This window comes from Haemophilus sp. HMSC066D02 (assembly GCF_001810545.1).
GTDB lineage: Bacteria > Pseudomonadota > Gammaproteobacteria > Enterobacterales > Pasteurellaceae > Haemophilus_D.
This window is the reverse complement of sequence record NZ_KV801805.1, coordinates 293,877-314,944: the sequence shown is the minus strand read 5'-3', so window position 1 is coordinate 314,944 and position 21,068 is coordinate 293,877. Positions and strand designations below refer to the sequence as shown.

Below are 21,068 nucleotides of genomic sequence, written 5' to 3'. Positions count from 1 at the left end.
ATTATAGCCAATCATCTTTTATGCAAATTTGTGCAGAATGCTGAAAAGTGCGGTCAAAAATAAAAGAAAAAGATGATTAGCTATCAAGACGGGAGGATAGTTTACAGGATTTGAGATTTTTATACAATCTTGTCTTGTCAGGAATGTATGAAAATTAAATGGCTTATCATATTCTCCATTCTACGATAGAATACGTTCAATTTTTTTTAAAAGAAGAGAAGAATTTATGACAAATAAAGCATTAAGCGTGGTGATTTTAGCAGCCGGTAAAGGCACTCGTATGTATTCTGATTTACCGAAAGTCTTGCATAAAGTGGCAGGAAAACCGATGGTAAAACATGTGATCGATACGGCAAATCAATTAGGTGCGGAAAACGTGCATTTAATTTATGGTCACGGTGGCGAATTAATGCGTGAACGTTTGGCAAATGAAAGCGTAAACTGGGTGTTCCAAGCAGAACAATTGGGGACAGCCCATGCGGTTCAACAAGCTGCACCATTCTTCAAAGATGATGAAAATATTGTGATTTTATATGGTGATGCACCATTAGTGACCAAAGAAACATTGGAAAAACTCATTGCAGCGAAACCAGAAAATGGGATTGCATTACTTACTGTCAATTTAGATAACCCAACGGGTTATGGTCGTATTATTCGTGAAAATGGCAATGTGGTGGCGATTGTGGAACAAAAAGATGCCAACGCAGAGCAATTAAAAATCCAAGAAGTGAATACTGGCGTGTTAGTGGCTGATGGTGCGCATTTCAAAAACTGGCTTTCTCGTGTGAAAAATAACAATGCACAAGGCGAGTTTTATTTAACTGATGTGATTGGTTTAGCCAACCAAGATGGTTGTCAGGTTACTGCCGTTCAAGCCTCTGAATTTATGGAAGTAGAAGGTGCCAATAACCGTTTACAACTTGCTGCATTAGAGCGTTTTTATCAACGTAAACAAGCAGAAAAACTTTTACTTGCAGGCGTGATGTTAATTGACCCTGAACGTTTTGATTTACGTGGTACATTAGAACACGGTAAAGATGTTGAAATTGATGTGAACGTAATTGTGGAAGGCAATGTACGTTTGGGGGATCGAGTAAAAATCGGTGCGGGTTGTGTATTGAAAAATGTGACTATTGGTGATGATGTTGAAATCAAACCTTATTCTGTTTTAGAAGATGCAACAATTGGTGAGAAAGCGGCGATTGGCCCATTCTCTCGTTTACGTCCAGGTGCTGAATTAGCCGCTGAAACCCATGTAGGCAACTTTGTGGAAATTAAAAAATCTACAGTAGGGAAAGGTTCTAAAGTAAACCACCTCACTTATGTCGGTGATACCGAAATCGGTGAGAACTGTAACATTGGTGCAGGTGTCATTACTTGTAACTATGACGGTGCAAATAAATTTAAAACAATCATTGGTAACAATGTATTTGTTGGATCGGATACGCAGTTAGTCGCGCCTGTTACCGTCGCAGATGGCGCAACCATTGGGGCTGGTTCAACGATCACTCAGAATATTGAGAAAGATGAGCTGGTGATTACTCGCGTGCCACAACGTCATATTCAAGGTTGGCAAAGACCAGTGAAGAAAAAGTAATTAACATTGCAAGGCGAACCAATGTGTTCGCCTTTTATGATTTGATGCCTTTTACTTTATAAAGGTTGTTCGAGTTGCTAAAATCATCGTCCATTTATAAAGACAGATAATTTCCTATGACAAAAAATAAAACAGGACTTTCATTTCTTTGGCTAAGTGCGGTCGCATTTATCCTCGATTTACTGACCAAATATATTGTGGTGCAACGCTTTGATCTCTATGAAAGCGTGAACATATTACCCATTTTTAATTTAACCTATGTGCGTAACTATGGCGCAGCGTTTAGCTTCCTTGCGGAACATGATGGTTGGCAGAAATATTTCTTTATCGTGCTTGCAATTGGGATTTCTTTAATGCTGGCTTACTTTATGAAAAAGAATTCAGCAGAACAAAAATTACAAAATTCAGCTTATGCTCTGATTATTGGTGGCGCTTTAGCCAATATGGTGGACCGTGTGTATAACGGTTTTGTGGTGGATTTCTTAGATTTTTATTGGGATATTTATCATTATCCGGTATTCAATGTGGCAGATATTGCGATTTGTATTGGTGCGGGTTTATTAGCATTAGATGCCTTTAAAGGTGATAAAAAGAGCGGTCAAAAATGAAGATAATTTTAGCTAACCCTCGCGGATTTTGCGCGGGTGTCGATCGAGCCATTAGCATTGTTGAATTAGCGCTTGAAATTCATGGTGCACCGATTTATGTACGTCATGAAGTGGTGCATAACCGTTTTGTGGTAAATGGTTTGCGTGAGCGTGGGGCAATTTTTGTAGAAGAATTAAGTGAAGTGCCAGATGGTGCCATTGTGATTTTCTCCGCTCATGGCGTGTCACAAGCCGTTCGTCAAGAAGCAAAAGATCGCCAGTTAAAAGTATTTGATGCAACTTGTCCGTTGGTAACCAAGGTACATATGCAAGTGGCTCGTGCGAGCCGTAAAGGGACGAAAGCGATTTTGATCGGACACAAAGGCCATCCAGAAGTGGAAGGCACAATGGGGCAGTACAACAACGAGGAAGGTGGTATTTTCTTAATTGAAAGCGTGGAAGATATTGCTCGTTTGCCGGTTCAAGAAAATGATGATTTAACCTTTATGACGCAAACCACACTTTCTCTTGATGATACGGCAGAAACTATCAGTGCATTGAAAGACAAATATCCTGCTATTCAAGGCCCACATAAAAACGATATTTGCTATGCCACAACCAATCGTCAAGAAGCGGTGCGTGAATTAGCAAAACAATGTGATTTAGTGGTTGTTGTAGGTTCTAAAAACTCATCAAATTCTAACCGTTTAGCTGAGTTGGCATCACGTATGGGCGTGAAATCAAAATTGATTGATGATCCAAATGATGTGGCAGCAGATTGGTTTGAAGGCGTTGAAACAATTGGTGTGACTGCGGGGGCTTCAGCACCAGAAGAGTTGGTGCAATCCGTGATTGCTCGATTAAAAGAATTTGGTGCGGATAGTATCGAAGAGCTTCAAGGCTTAGAAGAGAATATGTTCTTTGAAGTGCCAAAAGAGCTACGAATAAAAGAAGTAAACTAATTCTATTAAAAAAGTGCGGTTAATTTACCGCACTTTTTTTGTGTTATTTTATTTTTTATTGTGCACTTTAAGCCATTTTTGCATTTGTTCAATTTCTGCTTGTTGAGCGTTAATAATATTCTCAGCAAGCTTACGCATCTCAGGATCTTTTCCGTATTTTAATTCAACTTCCGCCATTTTTACTGCGCCAATATGGTGTGGCAACATACCTGCTGCAAAAGCAACATCAGGATCTTTATATTGTGCAGCTGCCATCATGTCTTGATGCATTTGACTCATACCTTGCATTAATTCTTGTTGCATTGCAGAATCTGTCGACATTGGCATATTCATGTGTGCTTGATGCGGTTGTTCATTAGCTTGGGCATAAATTGAAACTGCAGCAGCGCTAAGTGTGATAAAAGTCATAAGTTTTTTCATGTTTTTCTCCTATGTGATAACTGAATGAGCACCAATCATAAACTTTGACCTAAGGTTAAGGTCAATATTTATTCCGAAAATTTTTGGTGAGATGCTAAAATAAGACAATGTTTGATATGAGGGACAGAATCATGAAACAAAAAATTGTGCTTGCCACAGGTAATAAAGGCAAAGTAAAAGAAATGGCGGATGTATTAGCCAATTTCGGTTTTGAAGTGATTGCTCAAACGGATTTAGGCATCGAAAGTCCAGAGGAAACGGGCTTAACGTTTGTCGAAAATGCGATCCTTAAAGCACGCTATGCGGCTGAAAAATCAGGGTTACCGGCAATAGCGGATGATTCCGGTCTCGTGGTGGATGCGTTAAATGGTGCGCCAGGATTGTATTCTGCACGTTATGCAGGTGTAGATGGTGATGAAGCTGATGCGAAAAATCGTGAAAAATTACTGGCAGAATTAGCTGATGTTCCATCTGAACGTCGCCAAGCAAAATTTGTGAGTACGATTGTGTTATTACAACACCCAAGTGATCCTTCTCCGATCATTGCTCAAGGTGAATGTGAAGGGAATATCATTTATGAAGAAAAAGGTGAAAATGGCTTCGGTTATGATTCGCTCTTTTTTAGCCCAGAAAAAGGCTGTACTTTTGCAGAATTAGAAACCGTAGAGAAAAAGAAAATTTCTCATCGTGCGAAGGCACTAGCTGTTTTAAAATCAAAATTAAGCGTCTAAAGTGCGGTTAATTTTTAACGAGAATTTAAGGATACAAAATGATTGTGACAACAACCCCTAATGTTGAAGGGAAACAAATCGTAGAATACAAACAAGTCGTCTTTGGTGAAGTTATTGCGGGTGCAAACTTCATGCGTGATTTTTTTGCTGGTATCACAGATGTGATTGGTGGGCGTTCTAGTGTTTATGAGCGCCGTATTAGTCGTGCGCGTCAAGATGCGTTGAAAGAACTAGAAGAAAAAGCGTATGCCTTGGGTGCTAATGCTATTGTTGGCGTGGAAGTTAATTACACAACGGTAGGCACGAAAAGCATGTTTATGGTGATTGCAAGTGGCACGGCAGTGGTGGTGCGCTAAGGTCGTTTTTTCATTTACTTAAATGTAATTTTTGCGATCAGGATCGCAAAAGTGCGGTCAATTTCTTGCGTGTTTTGGGTGTTTCTTAAAAATGTCGCTGTTGATATGAATCAACGGTACTTTTTGTTAATAAAGGACATTTTTATGAAATTGATGAAACATTTATTTAGTTCATTATTTGTTGCGACCACAATGTTGAGCTCGCAAGTGTTTGCAGAAGAAAAGGTAGCTGAACAGGCTCAACCTCAAGCGCAAGTTCAGCAACAAACCGCATCACAAACTACACAACAAGCAGTGAGTGATAAATTAAATATCAATACCGCCAGTGCATCAGAAATTCAAAAAGCGCTAATTGGTATTGGTGCGAAAAAGGCAGAAGCCATTGTGCAGTATCGTGAAAAGCACGGTAATTTCACTATGGCAGAACAATTGCTTGAAGTACAAGGCATTGGTAAAGCAACGTTAGAGAAAAATCGCGATCGTATTGCGTTTTAATCTGCGTTATTTATATATAAAAAGCGGGATAGTAATATCTCGCTTTTTTTGTATTTGAAGATAAAATTTACCAAAACTTGCAAAATATCAAATTTTTTTGAAATAAATAGGGGATTTCTTGCAAAGGTTTTTTAAGAGAGTAGAATAACGATAGGTATAAAAATACCTATGTTGAAGTATAAAAATAATCAATCAATTATTTGGAGTAAGATATGGCATCAGAAAATTTAAATCAATCTTCTGTTGCTCTCACACCAGTTGAAGCAACGGATTATGCTGAAAACGTCGCTGCGTATAAAGCGCAAAAACGTCCATTTTTATCATTCATGTCTGGTATTAGTGCAGGGGCTTGTATAGCATTAGCCTTTGTATTTTATACGACAACTCAAACAGCGAGCGCTGGTGCGCCTTGGGGATTAACCAAGTTAGTTGGTGGATTAGTCTTCTCTTTAGGCGTAATTATGGTGGTGATTTTAGGATCGGAATTATTCACCTCTTCTACTTTAACCTTAGTTGCCCGTGTAGGCGGAAAAATCACTACAGCACAAATGATTCGAAATTGGATTGTGGTGTATTTAGGCAACTTCGTAGGCGGTTTATTTATTGCTGCGGTGATTTGGTTTGGGGGACAAACCATGGCAGCAAGTGGTCAATGGGGTTTAACCATTTTGGCAACCGCGCAACATAAAATTCATCATACTTGGTTTGAAGCATTTAACCTTGGTATTTTATGTAACATTATGGTGTGTGTAGCGGTATGGATGTCTTATTCCGGTAAAACTGTTACAGACAAAGCATTTATTATGATTATGCCAATTGGCTTATTTGTTGCATCAGGTTTTGAACACTGTGTGGCAAATATGTTTATGATTCCGCTTGGCATTATTACAGCACACTTTAGTACACCAGAATTTTGGCAACAAATTGGTGTGGATCCAATGAAATATGCAGACTTAGATCTTTATCATTTCATTGTGAAGAATTTAATTCCCGTAACGTTGGGCAACATTGTGGGCGGCGCAGTTTGTATCGGCTTATTCCAACGTTATTTAACTAAAGCTCACTAATGTACTAACGAACTAACAGACTTATTTTTTATCAATTAAAAAAGGAAATGACTATGTCAGAACTTAATGAAGCACAAAAAGTTGCGTGGACAGGGTTCGTTGCCGGTGACTGGCAAGAAAACGTCAACGTGCGTGATTTTATTCAGAAGAACTACACCCCGTATGAAGGTGATGATTCTTTCTTAGCTGGTCCAACCGAAGCGACAACAAAACTTTGGGAAACCGTAATGGAAGGGATCAAAGTTGAAAACCGTACTCACGCGCCATTAGACTTTGACGAGCATACGCCTTCAACGATTATTTCTCACGCGCCAGGCTACATCAATAAAGACTTGGAGAAAATCGTAGGTCTTCAAACTGATGCTCCATTAAAACGTGCCATTATGCCATTTGGTGGTATTAAAATGGTGGAAGGTTCATGTAAAGTTTACGGTCGTGAATTAAATCCTGAAGTGAAAAAAATCTTCACTGAATACCGTAAAACACATAACCAAGGTGTATTCGATGTTTATACGCCAGATATTTTACGTTGCCGTAAATCAGGTGTATTAACAGGTCTTCCAGATGCTTACGGTCGTGGCCGTATTATCGGTGACTACCGTCGTGTAGCACTTTACGGTGTAGACTTCTTAATGAAAGATAAATACGCACAGTTCTCTTCTTTACAAAAAGACTTAGAAGATGGCGTAAATCTTGAAGCAACTATCCGTTTACGTGAAGAAATCGCAGAACAACACCGTGCATTAGGCCAAATGAAACAAATGGCAGCAAGCTACGGTTACGATATTTCTAACCCAGCAACTAACGCTAAAGAAGCAATTCAATGGATGTACTTTGCTTACTTAGCAGCAATCAAATCACAAAACGGTGCAGCGATGTCATTCGGTCGTACTGCAACCTTTATCGATATCTATATCGAACGTGATTTAAAAGCGGGTAAAATTACTGAAACTGAAGCGCAAGAATTAGTTGACCACTTAGTCATGAAACTTCGTATGGTTCGTTTCTTACGTACACCTGAATACGATCAATTATTCTCTGGTGACCCAATGTGGGCAACTGAAACCATCGCAGGTATGGGTTTAGATGGCCGTACATTAGTAACTAAAAATACATTCCGTATTTTACACACTCTTTACAACATGGGTACTTCTCCAGAACCAAACTTAACGATTCTTTGGTCTGAACAATTACCTGAAAATTTCAAACGTTTCTGTGCGAAAGTATCGATTGATACCTCATCAGTTCAGTACGAAAATGATGATTTAATGCGTCCAGACTTCAATAATGATGACTACGCGATCGCATGTTGTGTATCACCAATGGTTGTTGGTAAACAAATGCAATTCTTCGGTGCTCGTGCAAACTTAGCGAAAACATTGTTATACGCAATCAATGGCGGTATCGATGAAAAATTAGGTATGCAAGTAGGTCCGAAAACTGCACCAATCACTGATGAAGTGTTAGATTTCGACACAGTCATGACTCGTATGGACAGCTTTATGGATTGGTTGGCAAAACAATATGTGACTGCCTTAAACATCATCCACTACATGCACGATAAATATTCATACGAAGCAGCATTAATGGCGTTACATGATCGTGATGTATACCGTACTATGGCTTGTGGTATCGCAGGTCTTTCTGTTGCTGCAGACTCACTTTCAGCAATTAAATATGCGAAAGTTAAACCAGTTCGTGGCGACATCAAAGATAAAGATGGCAATGTTGTAGCAAGCAACGTAGCGATCGACTTCGAAATCGAAGGTGAATATCCACAATATGGTAACAACGACAACCGTGTTGATGACATCGCTTGTGATTTAGTTGAACGTTTCATGAAGAAAATTCAAAAACTTAAAACTTACCGCAACGCTGTGCCTACACAATCTGTATTAACCATTACTTCTAACGTAGTTTATGGTAAGAAAACAGGTAACACCCCAGATGGTCGTCGTGCAGGCGCGCCATTCGGACCAGGTGCTAACCCAATGCACGGTCGTGACCAAAAAGGTGCGGTAGCATCATTAACTTCTGTGGCTAAACTTCCATTTGCTTACGCAAAAGATGGTATTTCTTATACCTTCTCAATCGTACCAAATGCGTTAGGTAAAGATCCAGAAGCACAACGTCGCAACCTTGCTGGCTTAATGGATGGTTACTTCCACCACGAAGCAGCAGTAGAAGGTGGTCAACACTTAAATGTGAACGTGTTAAACCGTGAAATGTTATTAGATGCGATGGAAAATCCGGATAAATATCCGCAATTAACTATTCGTGTATCTGGTTACGCAGTACGTTTCAACTCTTTAACTAAAGAGCAACAGCAAGACGTCGTCACTCGTACATTCACAGAATCGTTCTAAAACACGATAAAATTTAACCGCACTTTAGCGGGAATATAAAAATTATGAGCCTGATTTAAGTCAGGCTCATTTTTTATAGATGATATTTTTGGTAAAATTTAGTTATATTCATTTTTGGGAAATTTATGTATGTCTGTTCTAGGAAGAATTCACTCCTTTGAATCCTGTGGAACCGTGGATGGTCCTGGCATTCGTTTTATTTTATTTATGCAAGGCTGTTTAATGCGTTGCAAATATTGCCACAATCGTGATACTTGGGATCTTGATGGTGGTCGTGAAATCAGTGTGGAAGAACTTATGAAAGAAGTGGTGAGTTATCGTCACTTTATGAATGCAACCGGTGGTGGTGTAACAGCATCTGGTGGTGAAGCTATTCTTCAAGCTGAGTTTGTACGAGATTGGTTCCGAGCTTGTAAAGCAGAAGGCATTAATACTTGTTTAGATACTAATGGGTTTGTACGTCATTATGATCACATTATTGATGAACTGATCGATGTAACCGATCTTGTTTTGCTTGATTTAAAAGAACTGAACGATCAAGTGCACCAGAATCTGATTGGTGTACCAAATAAACGTACGTTGGAATTTGCGAAATATCTGCAAAAACGTAATCAGCGCACCTGGATTCGTTATGTGGTGGTTCCAGGTTATACCGATAACGATCATGATGTTCATCTGCTCGGACAGTTTATTAAAGGTATGACCAATATTGAAAAAGTCGAACTTCTCCCTTATCATCGATTAGGCGCTCATAAATGGAAAACCCTCGGCTTTGAGTATGAGCTCGCAGATGTTTTACCACCGACAAAAGAGTCACTTGAACACATCAAAACGATTCTTGAAGGATATGGACATACGGTAAAATATTAAGCTAAGGTATAAAAAGATTAACAGCAGGCTTTAGAAAGCTTTAAGGAGGAAAAATGAAAAAATTAGCATTAACGTTTTTAGGTGTAGCCCTTTTAGCAGGCTGTTCAGCTGTTCAATCGCCAGTTACACAAGAAGAGGTGACATTAACACCTCCTTCAAAAGATAGAGTAGGGTATGTGCGATTAGTAAAAGATAAAAATTACTACATTGATACTGATTCAATTTGGGTGGACAACCAAGATTTAAACCAAGTGCATTTTGATGCCGTGGTGAATTTGGATAAAGGTTTATATGTGTATCCAAATGAGAAAAGACGTTATGCACGTTCTGTTCGCCAATATAAAATCTTAAACTGTAAGAACTACCATTTAACCCAAGTTCGTACTGATTTTTATGATGATTTCTGGGGCGAAGGTTTGCGTGCCGCACCGAAAAAACAAGAGAAATACACAATTAGCTTAAAACCTAATACAACGCTCTATGCGGCGGCACAAATCATTTGTGTGAACTCAGATAGAAAACCTTCTTTAGATTTAGAAGGCTCAAAAGCGAAATAATCAATCAAAGTGCGGTTAGAAATAACCGCATTTTTTATCTCTATGAAACTAATGAGTAGGCAATAAAAAACGGCCAATATTTATCAAATATTGACCGCTCTTTTTATCTCATAATGAAAGATTATTTCACACGAGAAACGTATTCGCCTGAACGAGTATCGACTTTAATCACTTCACCAATTTGAACGAAAAGAGGCACTTTCACCACTGCGCCAGTGCTTAATGTCGCTGGTTTACCGCCTGTACCTGCAGTATCACCTTTAAGACCTGGGTCTGTATCGATGATTTCTAATTCTACGAAGTTTGGTGGTGTGATGCTGATTGGTGCACCATTCCATAAAGTCACGATACAATCTGCTTGGTCTAATAACCATTTTTCTGCATCACCCACTGCTTTTGCATCAGCAGAGTATTGTTCGAATGTTTCTGGGTGCATAAAGTACCAGAATGCATCATCTTTGTATGAATAAGTCAGGTTAAGATCCATAACATCAGCAGCTTCAACCGAAGTACCAGATTTGAAGTTTACATCTAATACTTTGCCTGAAATTAATTTACGAATACGAGTACGAGTAAAAGCTTGGCCTTTACCTGGTTTAACGAATTCGTTTTCAACGATCACACAAGGCTCACCGTCTTGCATAAATTTTAGACCTGGTTTGAAATCACTGGTAGTATATGTAGCCATATTAAAAATATCCTAAAAAATAGAGATTGTTTGAAAGTGCGTATTTTAACCCGAAATATTGCGATTAGAGAAGAACAAAATTGGTTAGAAACCCTAAAAAATGCGATTTCTGATCCGAAAATCTTATTAAAAACCTTAAATTTGCCCGTTGAAGATTTTGCCGAGGACATCGCAGCTCGTAAACTTTTTACTATGCGAGTGCCTTTGCCTTTTGTTGAAAAAATGGAAAAGGGGAATCCTAAAGACCCACTTTTTTTACAGGTAATGACGGCTCAACAAGAATTTATTGAGGCAGAAGGCTTTAGCCAAGATCCTTTAGATGAGCAGCAAAAAAATGCCGTGCCTAATATTCTGCATAAATACCAAAATCGCTTGCTATTCATGGCAAAAGGGGGCTGCGCAGTTAACTGTCGCTATTGTTTCCGTCGTCATTTTCCTTATGATCAAAACCCAGGCAATAAAACGAGTTGGCAACAAGCAATAGACTATATTGCCGCACATCCTGAAATCGAAGAAGTGATTTTTTCGGGGGGCGATCCGATGATGGCGAAGGATAGTGAATGGGCGTGGCTATTAGAACGCCTTGAAAAGATACCGCACTTACAGCGTTTGCGTATTCACTCTCGTTTGCCGGTCGTGATTCCAGAGCGCATTACGGATGAATTTTGTGATTTATTGTTAAAAAGTCCATTAAAAACGGTGTTTGTGACGCATATCAATCACCCAAATGAAATTGATGAAGAACTCGCTTTCGCTATGCAAAAACTGGTAAGCGCTAAGGTCACATTACTCAATCAATCAGTCCTTTTAAAAGATGTGAATGATAACCCACATACATTAAAAGAATTAAGCGATAAGCTATTTCAAGCAGGCATTCTGCCTTATTACTTGCATTTGTTGGATAAAGTGCAAGGTGCGAGCCATTTCTATATTTCAGATGAGAAAGCGTTACAAATTTATAAAGAATTACAGGCGCTCACTTCTGGCTATTTAGTACCCAAATTAGCTCGAGAAATCGGTGGAGAGCCAAATAAGACTTTATACACAGCGTAAGATCCGATAAAATACGATCCAATTTTTCACCGCACTTTTTGTGCGATCTTTAGTTTAGCAAATCGAGGTAATCCCGTGGATAATAAAAATCAACCTAACGACAATTCATCTCAAAATGAATTAGATTTAGGATTTAATCATTCAGACTCTGTGACCCCAAGAAAACCGGTTCAACAAAGTGGCTCAATTTTTGATAAAGCCAAAGGTTTATTTGGTAAAAAAGAGCAACCAGATACGCAATTCCATGTTCGTCGCGAACCAACTTTTGGTGCGGCAGCAAGCCAACCTTTTTCTCCATCTCAAGCATTCCAAAGTGAAAATGTTGAGCAATCAGTTTCATCAAGCTCTTTCGAAACTCAAGAGCCCGTTGAGAATGTTCAGGTAGAAAACATAGCGGAAGAAAAAGTGATTTTTGAAAATTCTCCAGCAGAAGAGATTGTGGAAGAAGTGACAACTCAAGCCGAAACAGTTGCACCAGCAGCCGCTGCTGCTGCAAGCTTGAAATCACCTGAAAAATGGAAGGTTCTACAAATGTTACCAGAAAAACATCGTCGTTTATTTATTGCGATTTTGGGTTTAGTGGTATTGTTGATCATTTTCTTCACCCTAAAACCAAACTCAGATACGGTGGAGTCTTTTGAACAACAAAACAGTAATGAAATTCCAGTTCAATTCCAATCATTGGATCAGTCTCAACCGGTTGAAACCACCGTATTAGATAACAATAATACTACGGCTCCTGCAACAACAGAACAAACAGCAAATGATGCTAAATCAGATACACCTCCAGCAATGGAATATGTAGGTGATAAAGCAGACGCCGCTAAATCACAAACTGCAGAGCCTGCACAACAAACTGTTGCTCAACAACCAGCAACTCAACCTGTACCAGTTAAACCAACTCTTGATGCAACAAGTAAAGAACCATTGCTAAGAACCCTGCAGCCAACGGCAGAAAAACATACCGCAACGGTTGAGTATAAAGCAGAACCTCGTCATGAACATACACCTGTGGTTCAAGAGAAAAAACAACCTAAACCAGCAACTGAAAAAGCGACAGCTCAACCGACTCAAACCGTGAAAAAAGAGCAAAGCAAAATTCAAGAAGCGAAACCTGTTGCGACTAAAGAAACTAAAGTTCAAATTGTGGAAGCGAAATCCGCAACCAACAAGACTGTGAAAGCTGCAGAACCAGTAGTTCAAACAGCTTCAACAGGTGCAACAAAAACATTAACTGTGCCGCAAGGTGTTTCACTGATGCAAGTATTCCGTGATAATAAACTGAATATTTCAGATGTGAATGCGATGACCAAAGCAAGCGGTGCTGGTAATGCATTAAGCAGTTTCAAACCTGGTGATAAAGTACAGGTTTCTGTGAATAGTCAAGGTCGAGTAAGTGAGCTTCGCTTATCAAATGGCGGCAAGTTCATTCGTCAAGCCGACGGTTCATATCAGTATAAAAAATAATTTTTAGTGGGCGAGTAATCGCCCATTTTTCTAGATAAGATTGTTTATCCTTGCTCATTTTGCAAAGTGAGCAATCATAAACAACCCTTGATGGAAATAGAATTCATGTTAAAAAAATTAAGCGTAATTTTGACCGCACTTTGTCTTTCTGCTTGTTCACAAAATGTTGAATTAAGCAAGCCAGCACCACAGAAAATGAAAGTGCAAACCGTTGATAAAAAATCCCAAAAGGGTTCAGCGACGGTTTATTTGTGTAAAGGCAATAAAGAAGTGAGTGTGGTTCATACCAAGCAAAAACAGAAAAGTAAAAAAACACTTAGTCAGGTGACCGTTACTTTTAATGATGTAACCGAAAAATTGACACGAGTGATTTCTGAGCGTGGGAGAAATTATGCGAATATTCGTTGGTATTGGCAGGAGCGTGATGACTTCAGTCAATTACAAACTAGCGTAGGTGAAGTGCTCGCAGAACGCTGTGTTAAACAACCAAGTGAATTAAAATCAGGCAAATAATTCTTTTATGGATCTCCAACGCGGCTTTGTATTACATCGTCGTCCTTATAGTGAAACCAGCCTTTTGGTTGATTTATTCACTGAAGAAACGGGACGTTTGACGGTTATTGCAAAAGGTGCACGTGCGAAACGTTCGGCATGGAAATCTGTCTTACAGCCTTTTACGCCATTACTTCTACGTTGGTCAGGGAAAGGCGCATTAAAAACACTCACCAAAGCTGAACCAGCTGCGATTACATTACCTTTACAACAGACGGCTCTATACAGCGGGTTTTATGTTAATGAATTGATTATGCGAGTGATTGAGCCAGAAACGGCCAATCCACAGCTTTTTCAGCATTATCTACAATGCTTAACGGGCTTAGCGACTCAGCTACAGGTCGAACCTACATTACGCTTATTTGAATTTCATTTACTTAAAATTTTAGGTTATGGCATTGATTTTCTGCATTGTGCTGGATCAGGTTTGCCAGTGGATGAATCAATGACTTACCAATACCGTGCGGAAAAAGGGTTTATCGCCTCGTTAGTGAAAGATAACTTGACCTTTTATGGTCGAGATTTACTCGCTTTTGACCGTTTGGAATTTACCGATGAGGCAGTCTTGCAAGCGGCAAAACGCTTTACCCGTATCGCACTTAAACCTTATTTAGGCGATAAGCCGCTGAAAAGCCGAGAATTATTTACTCAAAATGTACTTTATTTAAAATAATCCCTTTCTTTGATACAAATAGATTAAAACACCATCATGGCTTTACTTTACGCTCCACAAAAAAAAACAGAAAACCACGCAAAAAATCGTCGCTGAAATTCAGGATTTAGATTATCAAGGGCTAGGTGTCGCCAAAATTCAAGGTAAAACCTGGTTCATTGAAAATGCCTTGCCAATGGAAAAAGTGGAAGCAGTAGTGACCGATGAAAAACGTCAATATGGATTAGCGACTGCACAAAAATGGCTACAAGAGAGTAATCAGCGTGTTGAGCCACAATGTCGTTATTATGGGCGTTGTGGTGGCTGCCAAGGTCAGCATATTCCGGTGGAAATGCAACGTAAAGCGAAAGAGAATGCCCTTTTTTCTCGTTTAAGTAAACTGCAAGCAGAGCCCATTCAATTAATGCCCATGATTTGTGGCGAACAATGGGCTTATCGTCGTCGAGTACGATTAAGTTTACTGTGGAATGCGAAAAACAAAACCGTTGAAATGGGATTTCGTCAGAAAAACTCCAATCAGTTAGTCAGCATTAAGCAATGCTTAGTGGCAGAGCAAGCAATCAATGATCTTATCCCCAAATTGACCGCACTTTGGGCGCAATATTCAGCCCCGAAACAATTAGGGCATATTGAATTAGTTTCAGCAGAGAATGGCGTAGCCATGTTGTTACGCTATAAGGGAAATTTAGCCGAAACTGACCGCACTTTATTGCTCGAGTTTGCACGCGTCAATGCCGTGAATTTGTTTCTGCAAGATGATCAAAACATCCAACTTGTACATGGTGAAATGCCTTATTATGCGTTAGACGATATTCTTTTATCTTTTGATATCCGCGATTTTATTCAAGTGAATACCCAGTTAAATCAGCAAATGGTTGAGACGGCTTTAGATTGGCTTGATTTGAATCAGGATGCTCATGTCTTAGATTTATTCTGTGGGATGGGTAATTTCACATTGCCTTTAGCCAAACGCGTGAAAAGTGCGGTTGGAATTGAAGGTGTTTTGGATATGGTGAAAAAAGCCCAATTGAATGCACAGTTTAACCACATTGAGAATGTTGAATTTTATCAAGCCGATTTAGACCAAGCTTTTTCAGAACAACCTTGGGCAAAACAACATTTCAATAAAATTCTTCTCGACCCGCCTCGTAGCGGTGCGGCTTTTGCACTGAATGCCTTATGTGAGCTTGGTGCAGAAAGCATTCTTTATGTATCTTGCAACCCTGCAACCTTAGTACGAGATGCAGAAATACTTCGCTCTTTCGGTTATCGTATCATCAAAACGGCTATGATTGATATGTTCCCGTATACCAGTCATTTGGAGTCGGTGACATTATTTATCAAATAAGGTGTAAATTCTGATAGAATAGTCAGACTTTTTTGTTGTCTTAAAAAGACAACTCGGTTGACAGGATGTCACCGAGCCATATTCATCAACAAGGGGGTATTATGGTTGCAGTTCGTGGTTCTCACTTATTAAATCCGCAAGATTTTGTGATCGAGCAATGGTGTTCGAGCCTTAAACTTCCTGCCGCCACTGAAAAGTCCCTGATTGATGCCTGGTATTACGCTCAAGCTAAAATAGCTGAACACACCGATAAAATGGAAAATGCAGTGCTCACATTGCAATCTGGTGTAGAAATGGTGGAAATCCTGCATGAAATGAATATGGACAGTGAGAGTTTGCTCACTGCGATGCTATTTCCATTAGTCGCCAACCAACTCGTAGATTGGGAACAAATTCAAGAAGATTTTGGCCCTAAAATCACTAAATTACTCAAAGGCGTAGAAGAGATGGATAACATCCGTCAACTCAATGCCAGTCATTCTGCCAATGCTTCTCAAGTGGATAATGTACGCCGTATGCTCCTTGCGATGGTGGACGATTTCCGCTGTGTGATCATCAAACTTGCCGAACGTATTACCTTTCTTCGCGATGCGGAAAATCATTTTTGCGAAGAAGAAAAAGTGTTGGCAGCCAAAGAGTGTTCCAATATTTATGCTCCGTTGGCGAACCGTTTAGGTATCGGTCAATTGAAATGGGAACTTGAAGATTACTGCTTCCGTTATTTGCATCCAGAACAATATCGAAATATCGCCAAATTATTACATGAGCGTCGTTTAGATCGTGAGCAGTATATTACTGATTTTGTGACAGAATTAACCGGTTATTTAAAAGAAAATATTGATCAGGTTGAGGTTTACGGTCGTCCAAAACATATCTATAGCATTTGGCGAAAAATGCAAAAGAAACATCTGGAATTCAGTGGTTTATATGATGTAAGAGCGGTCAGAGTTATTGTGCAAAAATTGCAGGATTGTTATACCGCGCTTGGTATCGTACACACTCATTTCAAACATTTACCAAAAGAATTTGATGACTATGTTGCCAATCCAAAACCGAATGGCTATCAATCCATTCATACTGTGGTATTGGGCAAAGGTGGTAAGCCGATTGAAGTGCAAATTCGTACTCAACAAATGCATGATGATGCGGAGCTTGGCGTTGCAGCACACTGGAAATACAAAGAAGGGACGACGGGTAGCCTTTCTGCTTACGAAGAAAAAATCACTTGGTTGCGTAAATTACTTGCATGGCAAGATGATATTACAGATTCTGGCGAGGTGATGGCCGAATTGCGTAGCCAAGTCTTTGATGACCGAGTCTATGTGTTTACGCCAAAAGGTGAGGTAGTAGACTTGCCAGCTGGTTCTACACCGCTCGATTTTGCTTATGCGATTCATAGTGAAATTGGACACCGTTGTATTGGGGCGAAAGTCGGGGGACGTATCGTGCCATTCACTTATCACCTGCAAATGGGTGAGCAAGTAGATATCATCACGCAGAAAAACCCTAACCCAAGCCGAGATTGGGTAAATCCTAATTTAGGTTTTACGCATACGTCAAAAGCGCGTGCGAAAATTCAAGCGTGGTTCAAAAAACAAGATCGCGATAAAAACGTTCCTGCGGGTAAAGAGCTGTTAGATAATGAGCTTGTGCGTTTGAATATCAGTTTAAAACAAGTAGAGCAGGTTGCATTACCTCGTTATAACTTAAAAAATCTTGAAGACTTATATGCGGGTATTGGTAGCGGGGATATTCGTTTAAATCAGTTGGTGAATTTCTTACAAAGCAGATTGATTAAAGTGACGGCTGAAGAGGCAGATCAAGAAATTCTCCGTCATGTGGCGAGCAAAAGTGCGAATACTGCACAGCAGAAGGCACAACAAAAAGCAGACCTGCAGCAGAAAAAAGGCTATGTGATTGTTGAAGGTGTCGGTAATTTACTGCATCATATGGCACGTTGTTGCCAACCGATTCCAGGCGATGCGATTGCAGGCTACATTACCATGGGACGAGGTATCTCAATTCATCGTTGCGATTGTGAGCAGTTCATTGAATTACAAGCGGCACATCCTGAACGAGTGGTAGAAGCCCTTTGGGGGGATAATTACGCGACCGGTTTCCATATTAATATTCGCATTGTGGCGAGTGATCGTAATGGTTTATTACGCGATATTACGACTGTACTGGCGAATGAAAAAGTCAGTGTACTAGGTGTTTCAAGCCGTGCGGACACCAAAAAACAAGTAGCAACAATGGATATGGAAATTGAACTAAAAAATGTCGAAAGTTTAAGTAAAATACTGGCCAGATTAGCGAAGTTAGACGACGTTATCGAAGCAAAACGTTTATAGATTACAACATAGGAACTTTTATGTATAAAACCACGGGATTAACCCATTTAATTAACTCCACAAAATATTCCTTACAAGGTTTAAAGAGTGCATTCAAAAATGAAACTGCATTTCGCCACGAATGTTTTCTTGCGTGCATTCTGATACCGCTCGCATTTTGGCTCGGTGACACTAAAATTGAGATCGCACTGATGATTTCATCGATTTTACTCGTGATGGCAGTAGAGCTATTAAATAGTGCAGTTGAAGCGGTGGTGGACCGTATCGGTACAGAACGACACGAGCTTTCAGGACGAGCTAAAGACCAAGGCTCAGCAGCGGTATTCATTGCGCTTTGCATCGTTGCCGTTGTTTGGGGAAGTATTTTATTTTTCTAAAGTGCGGTCAATTTTAAGTAAAAATGTCGGCTTATGTGTTTTACATAAGCCGTTTTTGTAGGTGGAAGTCGGACAAGATTTTATTCCTCTACTTTTGCTGATATAAATAAGAAAGATTTTTGCATATTCATATCAACAGGAGGACGCTATGCCAACAGTCTCAGCCTTAGGTGCGCTCATTGCACTCATCGTCGCTATTTTCCTTATTTTGAAAAAAGTCTCACCCGCTTATGGTATGTTAGTCGGGGCTTTAGTAGGGGGATTAGTTGGTGGCGCTGATTTATCTCAAACCGTGAGTCTCATGATCGGAGGCGCTCAAGGTATCACTACCGCAGTCATGCGAATTCTCGCAGCAGGGGTATTGGCGGGAGTACTGATTGAATCAGGTGCGGCTAATACCATTGCTGAAACCATTACAAACAAGTTAGGTGAAACAAGAGCATTATTAGCGTTAGCGTTGGCCACATTAATTTTAACCGCCGTTGGTGTATTTATTGATGTTGCCGTGATTACGGTCTCTCCAATCGCCTTAGCACTTGCTCGTCGTACTGACTTATCAAAACCTGCTATTCTATTAGCGATGATTGGTGGGGGGAAAGCAGGAAACTTAATGTCTCCCAATCCCAATGCAATCGCGGCGGCAGACACATTCCATCTTCCTTTAACGTCAGTGATGATGGCAGGGATTATCCCCGCTATTTTTGGCTTAATATTGACGTATTTTTTAGCAAAACGTTTAAGAAACAAAGGTTCGCGCGTTTCATCCCAAGAGGTTGTCGCAGTAGAAACACAGAATCTACCCTCATTTTTGACCGCACTTATGGCGCCTTTGGTTGCCATCTTCTTACTAGCACTTCGTCCGTTAGCCGATATTAAAGTCGATCCTTTAATCGCGTTACCACTTGGTGGTTTGATTGGCGCATTATGTATGGGCAAGCTTCGCCAAGCCAATAACTATGCGATTAGCGGTTTAGGGAAAATGGCTCCGGTGGCGATTATGCTACTTGGTACGGGAGCTTTAGCCGGTATTATTGCCAATTCCGGTATGAAAGATGTGCTCATTGAAGGCTTAAAACATTCGGGTTTACCTTCTTATATCCTTGCGCCAATTTCAGGTGCACTCATGTCGCTTGCTACGGCATCAACAACTGCAGGTACTGCTGTTGCTTCGAATGTGTTCAGTTCAACGCTATTAGAGTTGGGGGTGAGTAGTCTGGCAGGTGCTGCGATGATTCATGCGGGGGCGACAGTTTTCGATCATATGCCACATGGTTCTTTCTTCCATGCAACTGGTGGTAGCGTAAATATGGACATGAAAGAACGCTTAAAATTGATTCCTTATGAAAGTGCAGTGGGGTTAATTATGACCATTGTGTCCACCTTAATTTTTGGTGTATTTAGTTAGTTTAAGGAGAAAATATGAAAATTGTCATTGCGCCTGATTCATTTAAAGAAAGTTTAACCGCACTTGAAGTGGCTAATGCGATTGAAACTGCTTTTAAACGTATTTTCCCAAACGCTGAATATGTGAAATTACCAATGGCAGATGGGGGAGAGGGAACCGTACAATCTTTGGTAGATGCCACTCGGGGGCGCTTAATTGAGGCAGAAGTCACTGCACCGTTAGGCAACCAAGTAAAAAGCTTTTTCGGTTTATCGGGTGATGGTAAAACAGCAATCATCGAAATGGCGGCAGCGTCGGGATTACATCTTGTCCCGATGGATAAACGCAATCCTTGTCAAACTACCAGTTTGGGTACGGGGGAGCTAATTAAGCAAGCCCTTGACCTGGGTGTTCAACACATCATTTTAGGGATTGGTGGGAGTGCTACAAATGACGGTGGTGCAGGTATGCTACAAGCGTTAGGCTTACGTTTATTGGATAAAGACGGTCAATCCATTGGCTTTGGTGGAGCAGCGTTATCCAATCTTGCTGAAATTCAAATATCTGATTTAGATCCTCGATTGCAACACGTACAAATTGAAGTGGCTTGTGATGTGAATAATCCACTTTGTGGTGAACGTGGTGCTTCTGCAATTTTTGGCCCACAAAAAGGTGCGACGCCTGAGATGGTGAAGGAACTCGATACTGCGTTAGCCCATTTCTCCGAAATTGCCGAGCGGGATTGTGGTAAACAAATTCAAGAGCAACCAGGTGCGGGGGCGGCTGGTGGTATGGGCGGTGGTTTATTGCTCTTACCTAATGTGCAACTCAAAGCCGGTGTGCAGATCGTGTTAGATAATTTGAAACTCGCTGAGCAAGTTAAAGAGGCTGATTTAGTGATTACTGGTGAAGGCCGTATGGATGCGCAAAGTATCTTAGGTAAGACCCCAATCGGTGTGGCACGCACAGCAAAACAATTTAATAAGCCTGTTATCGCGATTGTAGGTTGTTTGCGTGAGGATTATGAAGTGGTGTATGAACATGGAATTGATGCGGTGTTCCCGATAATTCGAAGTCTGAGTGATTTACCGACAATTCTCAAGCAAGGCGAGCAGAATTTAATCTCAACAGCTCAAAATGTGGCGAGATTGTTGTCATTGAAATAAG

At 40.2% G+C, this 21,068-nt stretch carries 20 protein-coding genes and 1 pseudogene; 19 read left to right on the top strand and 2 right to left on the bottom strand.

The features are described from left to right. The first annotated feature begins 226 nt into the window (after positions 1-226). From glmU to ispH, 3 genes are all read left to right on the top strand, one after another. Entirely contained in the window at positions 227-1,597 is a 1,371-nt protein-coding gene (glmU, locus tag HMPREF2750_RS04175; RefSeq protein ID WP_070582688.1) for a bifunctional UDP-N-acetylglucosamine diphosphorylase/glucosamine-1-phosphate N-acetyltransferase GlmU, read from the top strand. A gap of 116 nt (positions 1,598-1,713) precedes the next feature. Beyond that, a complete protein-coding gene (lspA, locus tag HMPREF2750_RS04170; protein ID WP_070582686.1) occupies positions 1,714-2,205 on the top strand; it encodes a signal peptidase II in 492 nt (163 codons plus the stop codon). Further along, the gene (ispH, locus tag HMPREF2750_RS04165; protein ID WP_049372702.1) at positions 2,202-3,146 is read left to right on the top strand and encodes a 4-hydroxy-3-methylbut-2-enyl diphosphate reductase; all 945 of its coding nucleotides are present in this window, start codon (positions 2,202-2,204) and stop codon (positions 3,144-3,146) included. Before lspA ends, ispH begins: the two co-directional genes overlap by 4 nt. A gap of 48 nt (positions 3,147-3,194) precedes the next feature. On the opposite strand, the gene HMPREF2750_RS04160 is transcribed toward ispH, so the two are convergent. After that, the gene (locus HMPREF2750_RS04160; RefSeq protein ID WP_049357924.1) at positions 3,195-3,566 is read right to left on the bottom strand and encodes a CopM family metallochaperone; all 372 of its coding nucleotides are present in this window, start codon (positions 3,564-3,566) and stop codon (positions 3,195-3,197) included. Positions 3,567-3,697: 131 nt separating this feature from the next. On the opposite strand from HMPREF2750_RS04160, the gene rdgB reads away from it, so the two are divergent. The 7 genes from rdgB to HMPREF2750_RS04125 all read left to right on the top strand — a co-directional run bounded on the left by rdgB (position 3,698) and on the right by HMPREF2750_RS04125 (position 10,008). Further along, the gene (gene rdgB / locus HMPREF2750_RS04155; RefSeq protein WP_070582684.1) at positions 3,698-4,297 is read left to right on the top strand and encodes an RdgB/HAM1 family non-canonical purine NTP pyrophosphatase; all 600 of its coding nucleotides are present in this window, start codon (positions 3,698-3,700) and stop codon (positions 4,295-4,297) included. Between the two features lie 38 nt (positions 4,298-4,335). Then, a complete protein-coding gene (locus HMPREF2750_RS04150) occupies positions 4,336-4,653 on the top strand; it encodes a heavy metal-binding domain-containing protein (RefSeq protein WP_005698058.1) in 318 nt (105 codons plus the stop codon). 144 nt (positions 4,654-4,797) lie between these two features. Beyond that, positions 4,798-5,148 (top strand): helix-hairpin-helix domain-containing protein, encoded by a 351-nt coding sequence (locus HMPREF2750_RS04145; protein ID WP_049364011.1) that lies wholly within the window; start codon positions 4,798-4,800, stop codon positions 5,146-5,148. Positions 5,149-5,360: 212 nt separating this feature from the next. After that, a complete protein-coding gene (gene focA, locus HMPREF2750_RS04140) occupies positions 5,361-6,215 on the top strand; it encodes a formate transporter FocA (protein WP_070582683.1) in 855 nt (284 codons plus the stop codon). A gap of 53 nt (positions 6,216-6,268) precedes the next feature. Next, positions 6,269-8,581, top strand: a complete 2,313-nt coding sequence (gene pflB, locus HMPREF2750_RS04135; RefSeq protein WP_070582681.1) for a formate C-acetyltransferase — start codon at positions 6,269-6,271, stop codon at positions 8,579-8,581. Between the two features lie 129 nt (positions 8,582-8,710). Next, the gene (gene pflA, locus HMPREF2750_RS04130) at positions 8,711-9,451 is read left to right on the top strand and encodes a pyruvate formate lyase 1-activating protein (protein WP_070582680.1); all 741 of its coding nucleotides are present in this window, start codon (positions 8,711-8,713) and stop codon (positions 9,449-9,451) included. Between the two features lie 53 nt (positions 9,452-9,504). Further along, on the top strand, positions 9,505-10,008 hold the full coding sequence (locus HMPREF2750_RS04125; protein ID WP_070582679.1) for a surface-adhesin E family protein: 504 nt from the start codon (positions 9,505-9,507) through the stop codon (positions 10,006-10,008). Positions 10,009-10,129: 121 nt separating this feature from the next. Here the strand turns inward: HMPREF2750_RS04125 and efp are convergent, their stop codons facing one another. Then, positions 10,130-10,696 (bottom strand): elongation factor P, encoded by a 567-nt coding sequence (efp, locus tag HMPREF2750_RS04120; protein ID WP_007241760.1) that lies wholly within the window; start codon positions 10,694-10,696, stop codon positions 10,130-10,132. Positions 10,697-10,732: 36 nt separating this feature from the next. On the opposite strand from efp, the gene epmB reads away from it, so the two are divergent. The 9 genes and pseudogenes from epmB (at position 10,733) to HMPREF2750_RS04075 (ending at position 21,067) form a co-directional block, all read left to right on the top strand. Continuing rightward, on the top strand, positions 10,733-11,749 hold the full coding sequence (gene epmB / locus HMPREF2750_RS04115) for an EF-P beta-lysylation protein EpmB (RefSeq protein ID WP_070582880.1): 1,017 nt from the start codon (positions 10,733-10,735) through the stop codon (positions 11,747-11,749). 75 nt (positions 11,750-11,824) lie between these two features. After that, complete coding sequence (oapA, locus tag HMPREF2750_RS04110) at positions 11,825-13,216, top strand: opacity-associated protein OapA (RefSeq protein ID WP_070582678.1); 1,392 nt, start codon at positions 11,825-11,827, stop codon at positions 13,214-13,216. A gap of 105 nt (positions 13,217-13,321) precedes the next feature. Next, positions 13,322-13,729 (top strand): MliC family protein, encoded by a 408-nt coding sequence (locus HMPREF2750_RS04105; protein WP_049364780.1) that lies wholly within the window; start codon positions 13,322-13,324, stop codon positions 13,727-13,729. A 7-nt stretch (positions 13,730-13,736) separates the two neighbouring features. Beyond that, a complete protein-coding gene (gene recO / locus HMPREF2750_RS04100) occupies positions 13,737-14,441 on the top strand; it encodes a DNA repair protein RecO (protein ID WP_070582676.1) in 705 nt (234 codons plus the stop codon). Positions 14,442-14,477: 36 nt separating this feature from the next. Continuing rightward, positions 14,478-15,789, top strand: a pseudogene (rlmD, locus tag HMPREF2750_RS04095) (23S rRNA (uracil(1939)-C(5))-methyltransferase RlmD). Between the two features lie 101 nt (positions 15,790-15,890). Then, positions 15,891-18,140 carry a GTP diphosphokinase gene (relA, locus tag HMPREF2750_RS04090; RefSeq protein WP_070582672.1) on the top strand — a complete coding sequence of 750 codons (2,250 nt, stop codon included), beginning with the start codon at positions 15,891-15,893 and terminating at the stop codon, positions 18,138-18,140. A 20-nt stretch (positions 18,141-18,160) separates the two neighbouring features. Beyond that, positions 18,161-18,517, top strand: a complete 357-nt coding sequence (locus HMPREF2750_RS04085; RefSeq protein ID WP_070582670.1) for a diacylglycerol kinase — start codon at positions 18,161-18,163, stop codon at positions 18,515-18,517. 148 nt (positions 18,518-18,665) lie between these two features. Further along, on the top strand, positions 18,666-19,922 hold the full coding sequence (locus HMPREF2750_RS04080; RefSeq protein WP_070582668.1) for a GntP family permease: 1,257 nt from the start codon (positions 18,666-18,668) through the stop codon (positions 19,920-19,922). 14 nt (positions 19,923-19,936) lie between these two features. Then, the gene (locus HMPREF2750_RS04075; protein WP_070582661.1) at positions 19,937-21,067 is read left to right on the top strand and encodes a glycerate kinase; all 1,131 of its coding nucleotides are present in this window, start codon (positions 19,937-19,939) and stop codon (positions 21,065-21,067) included. Position 21,068: the final 1 nt, after the last annotated feature.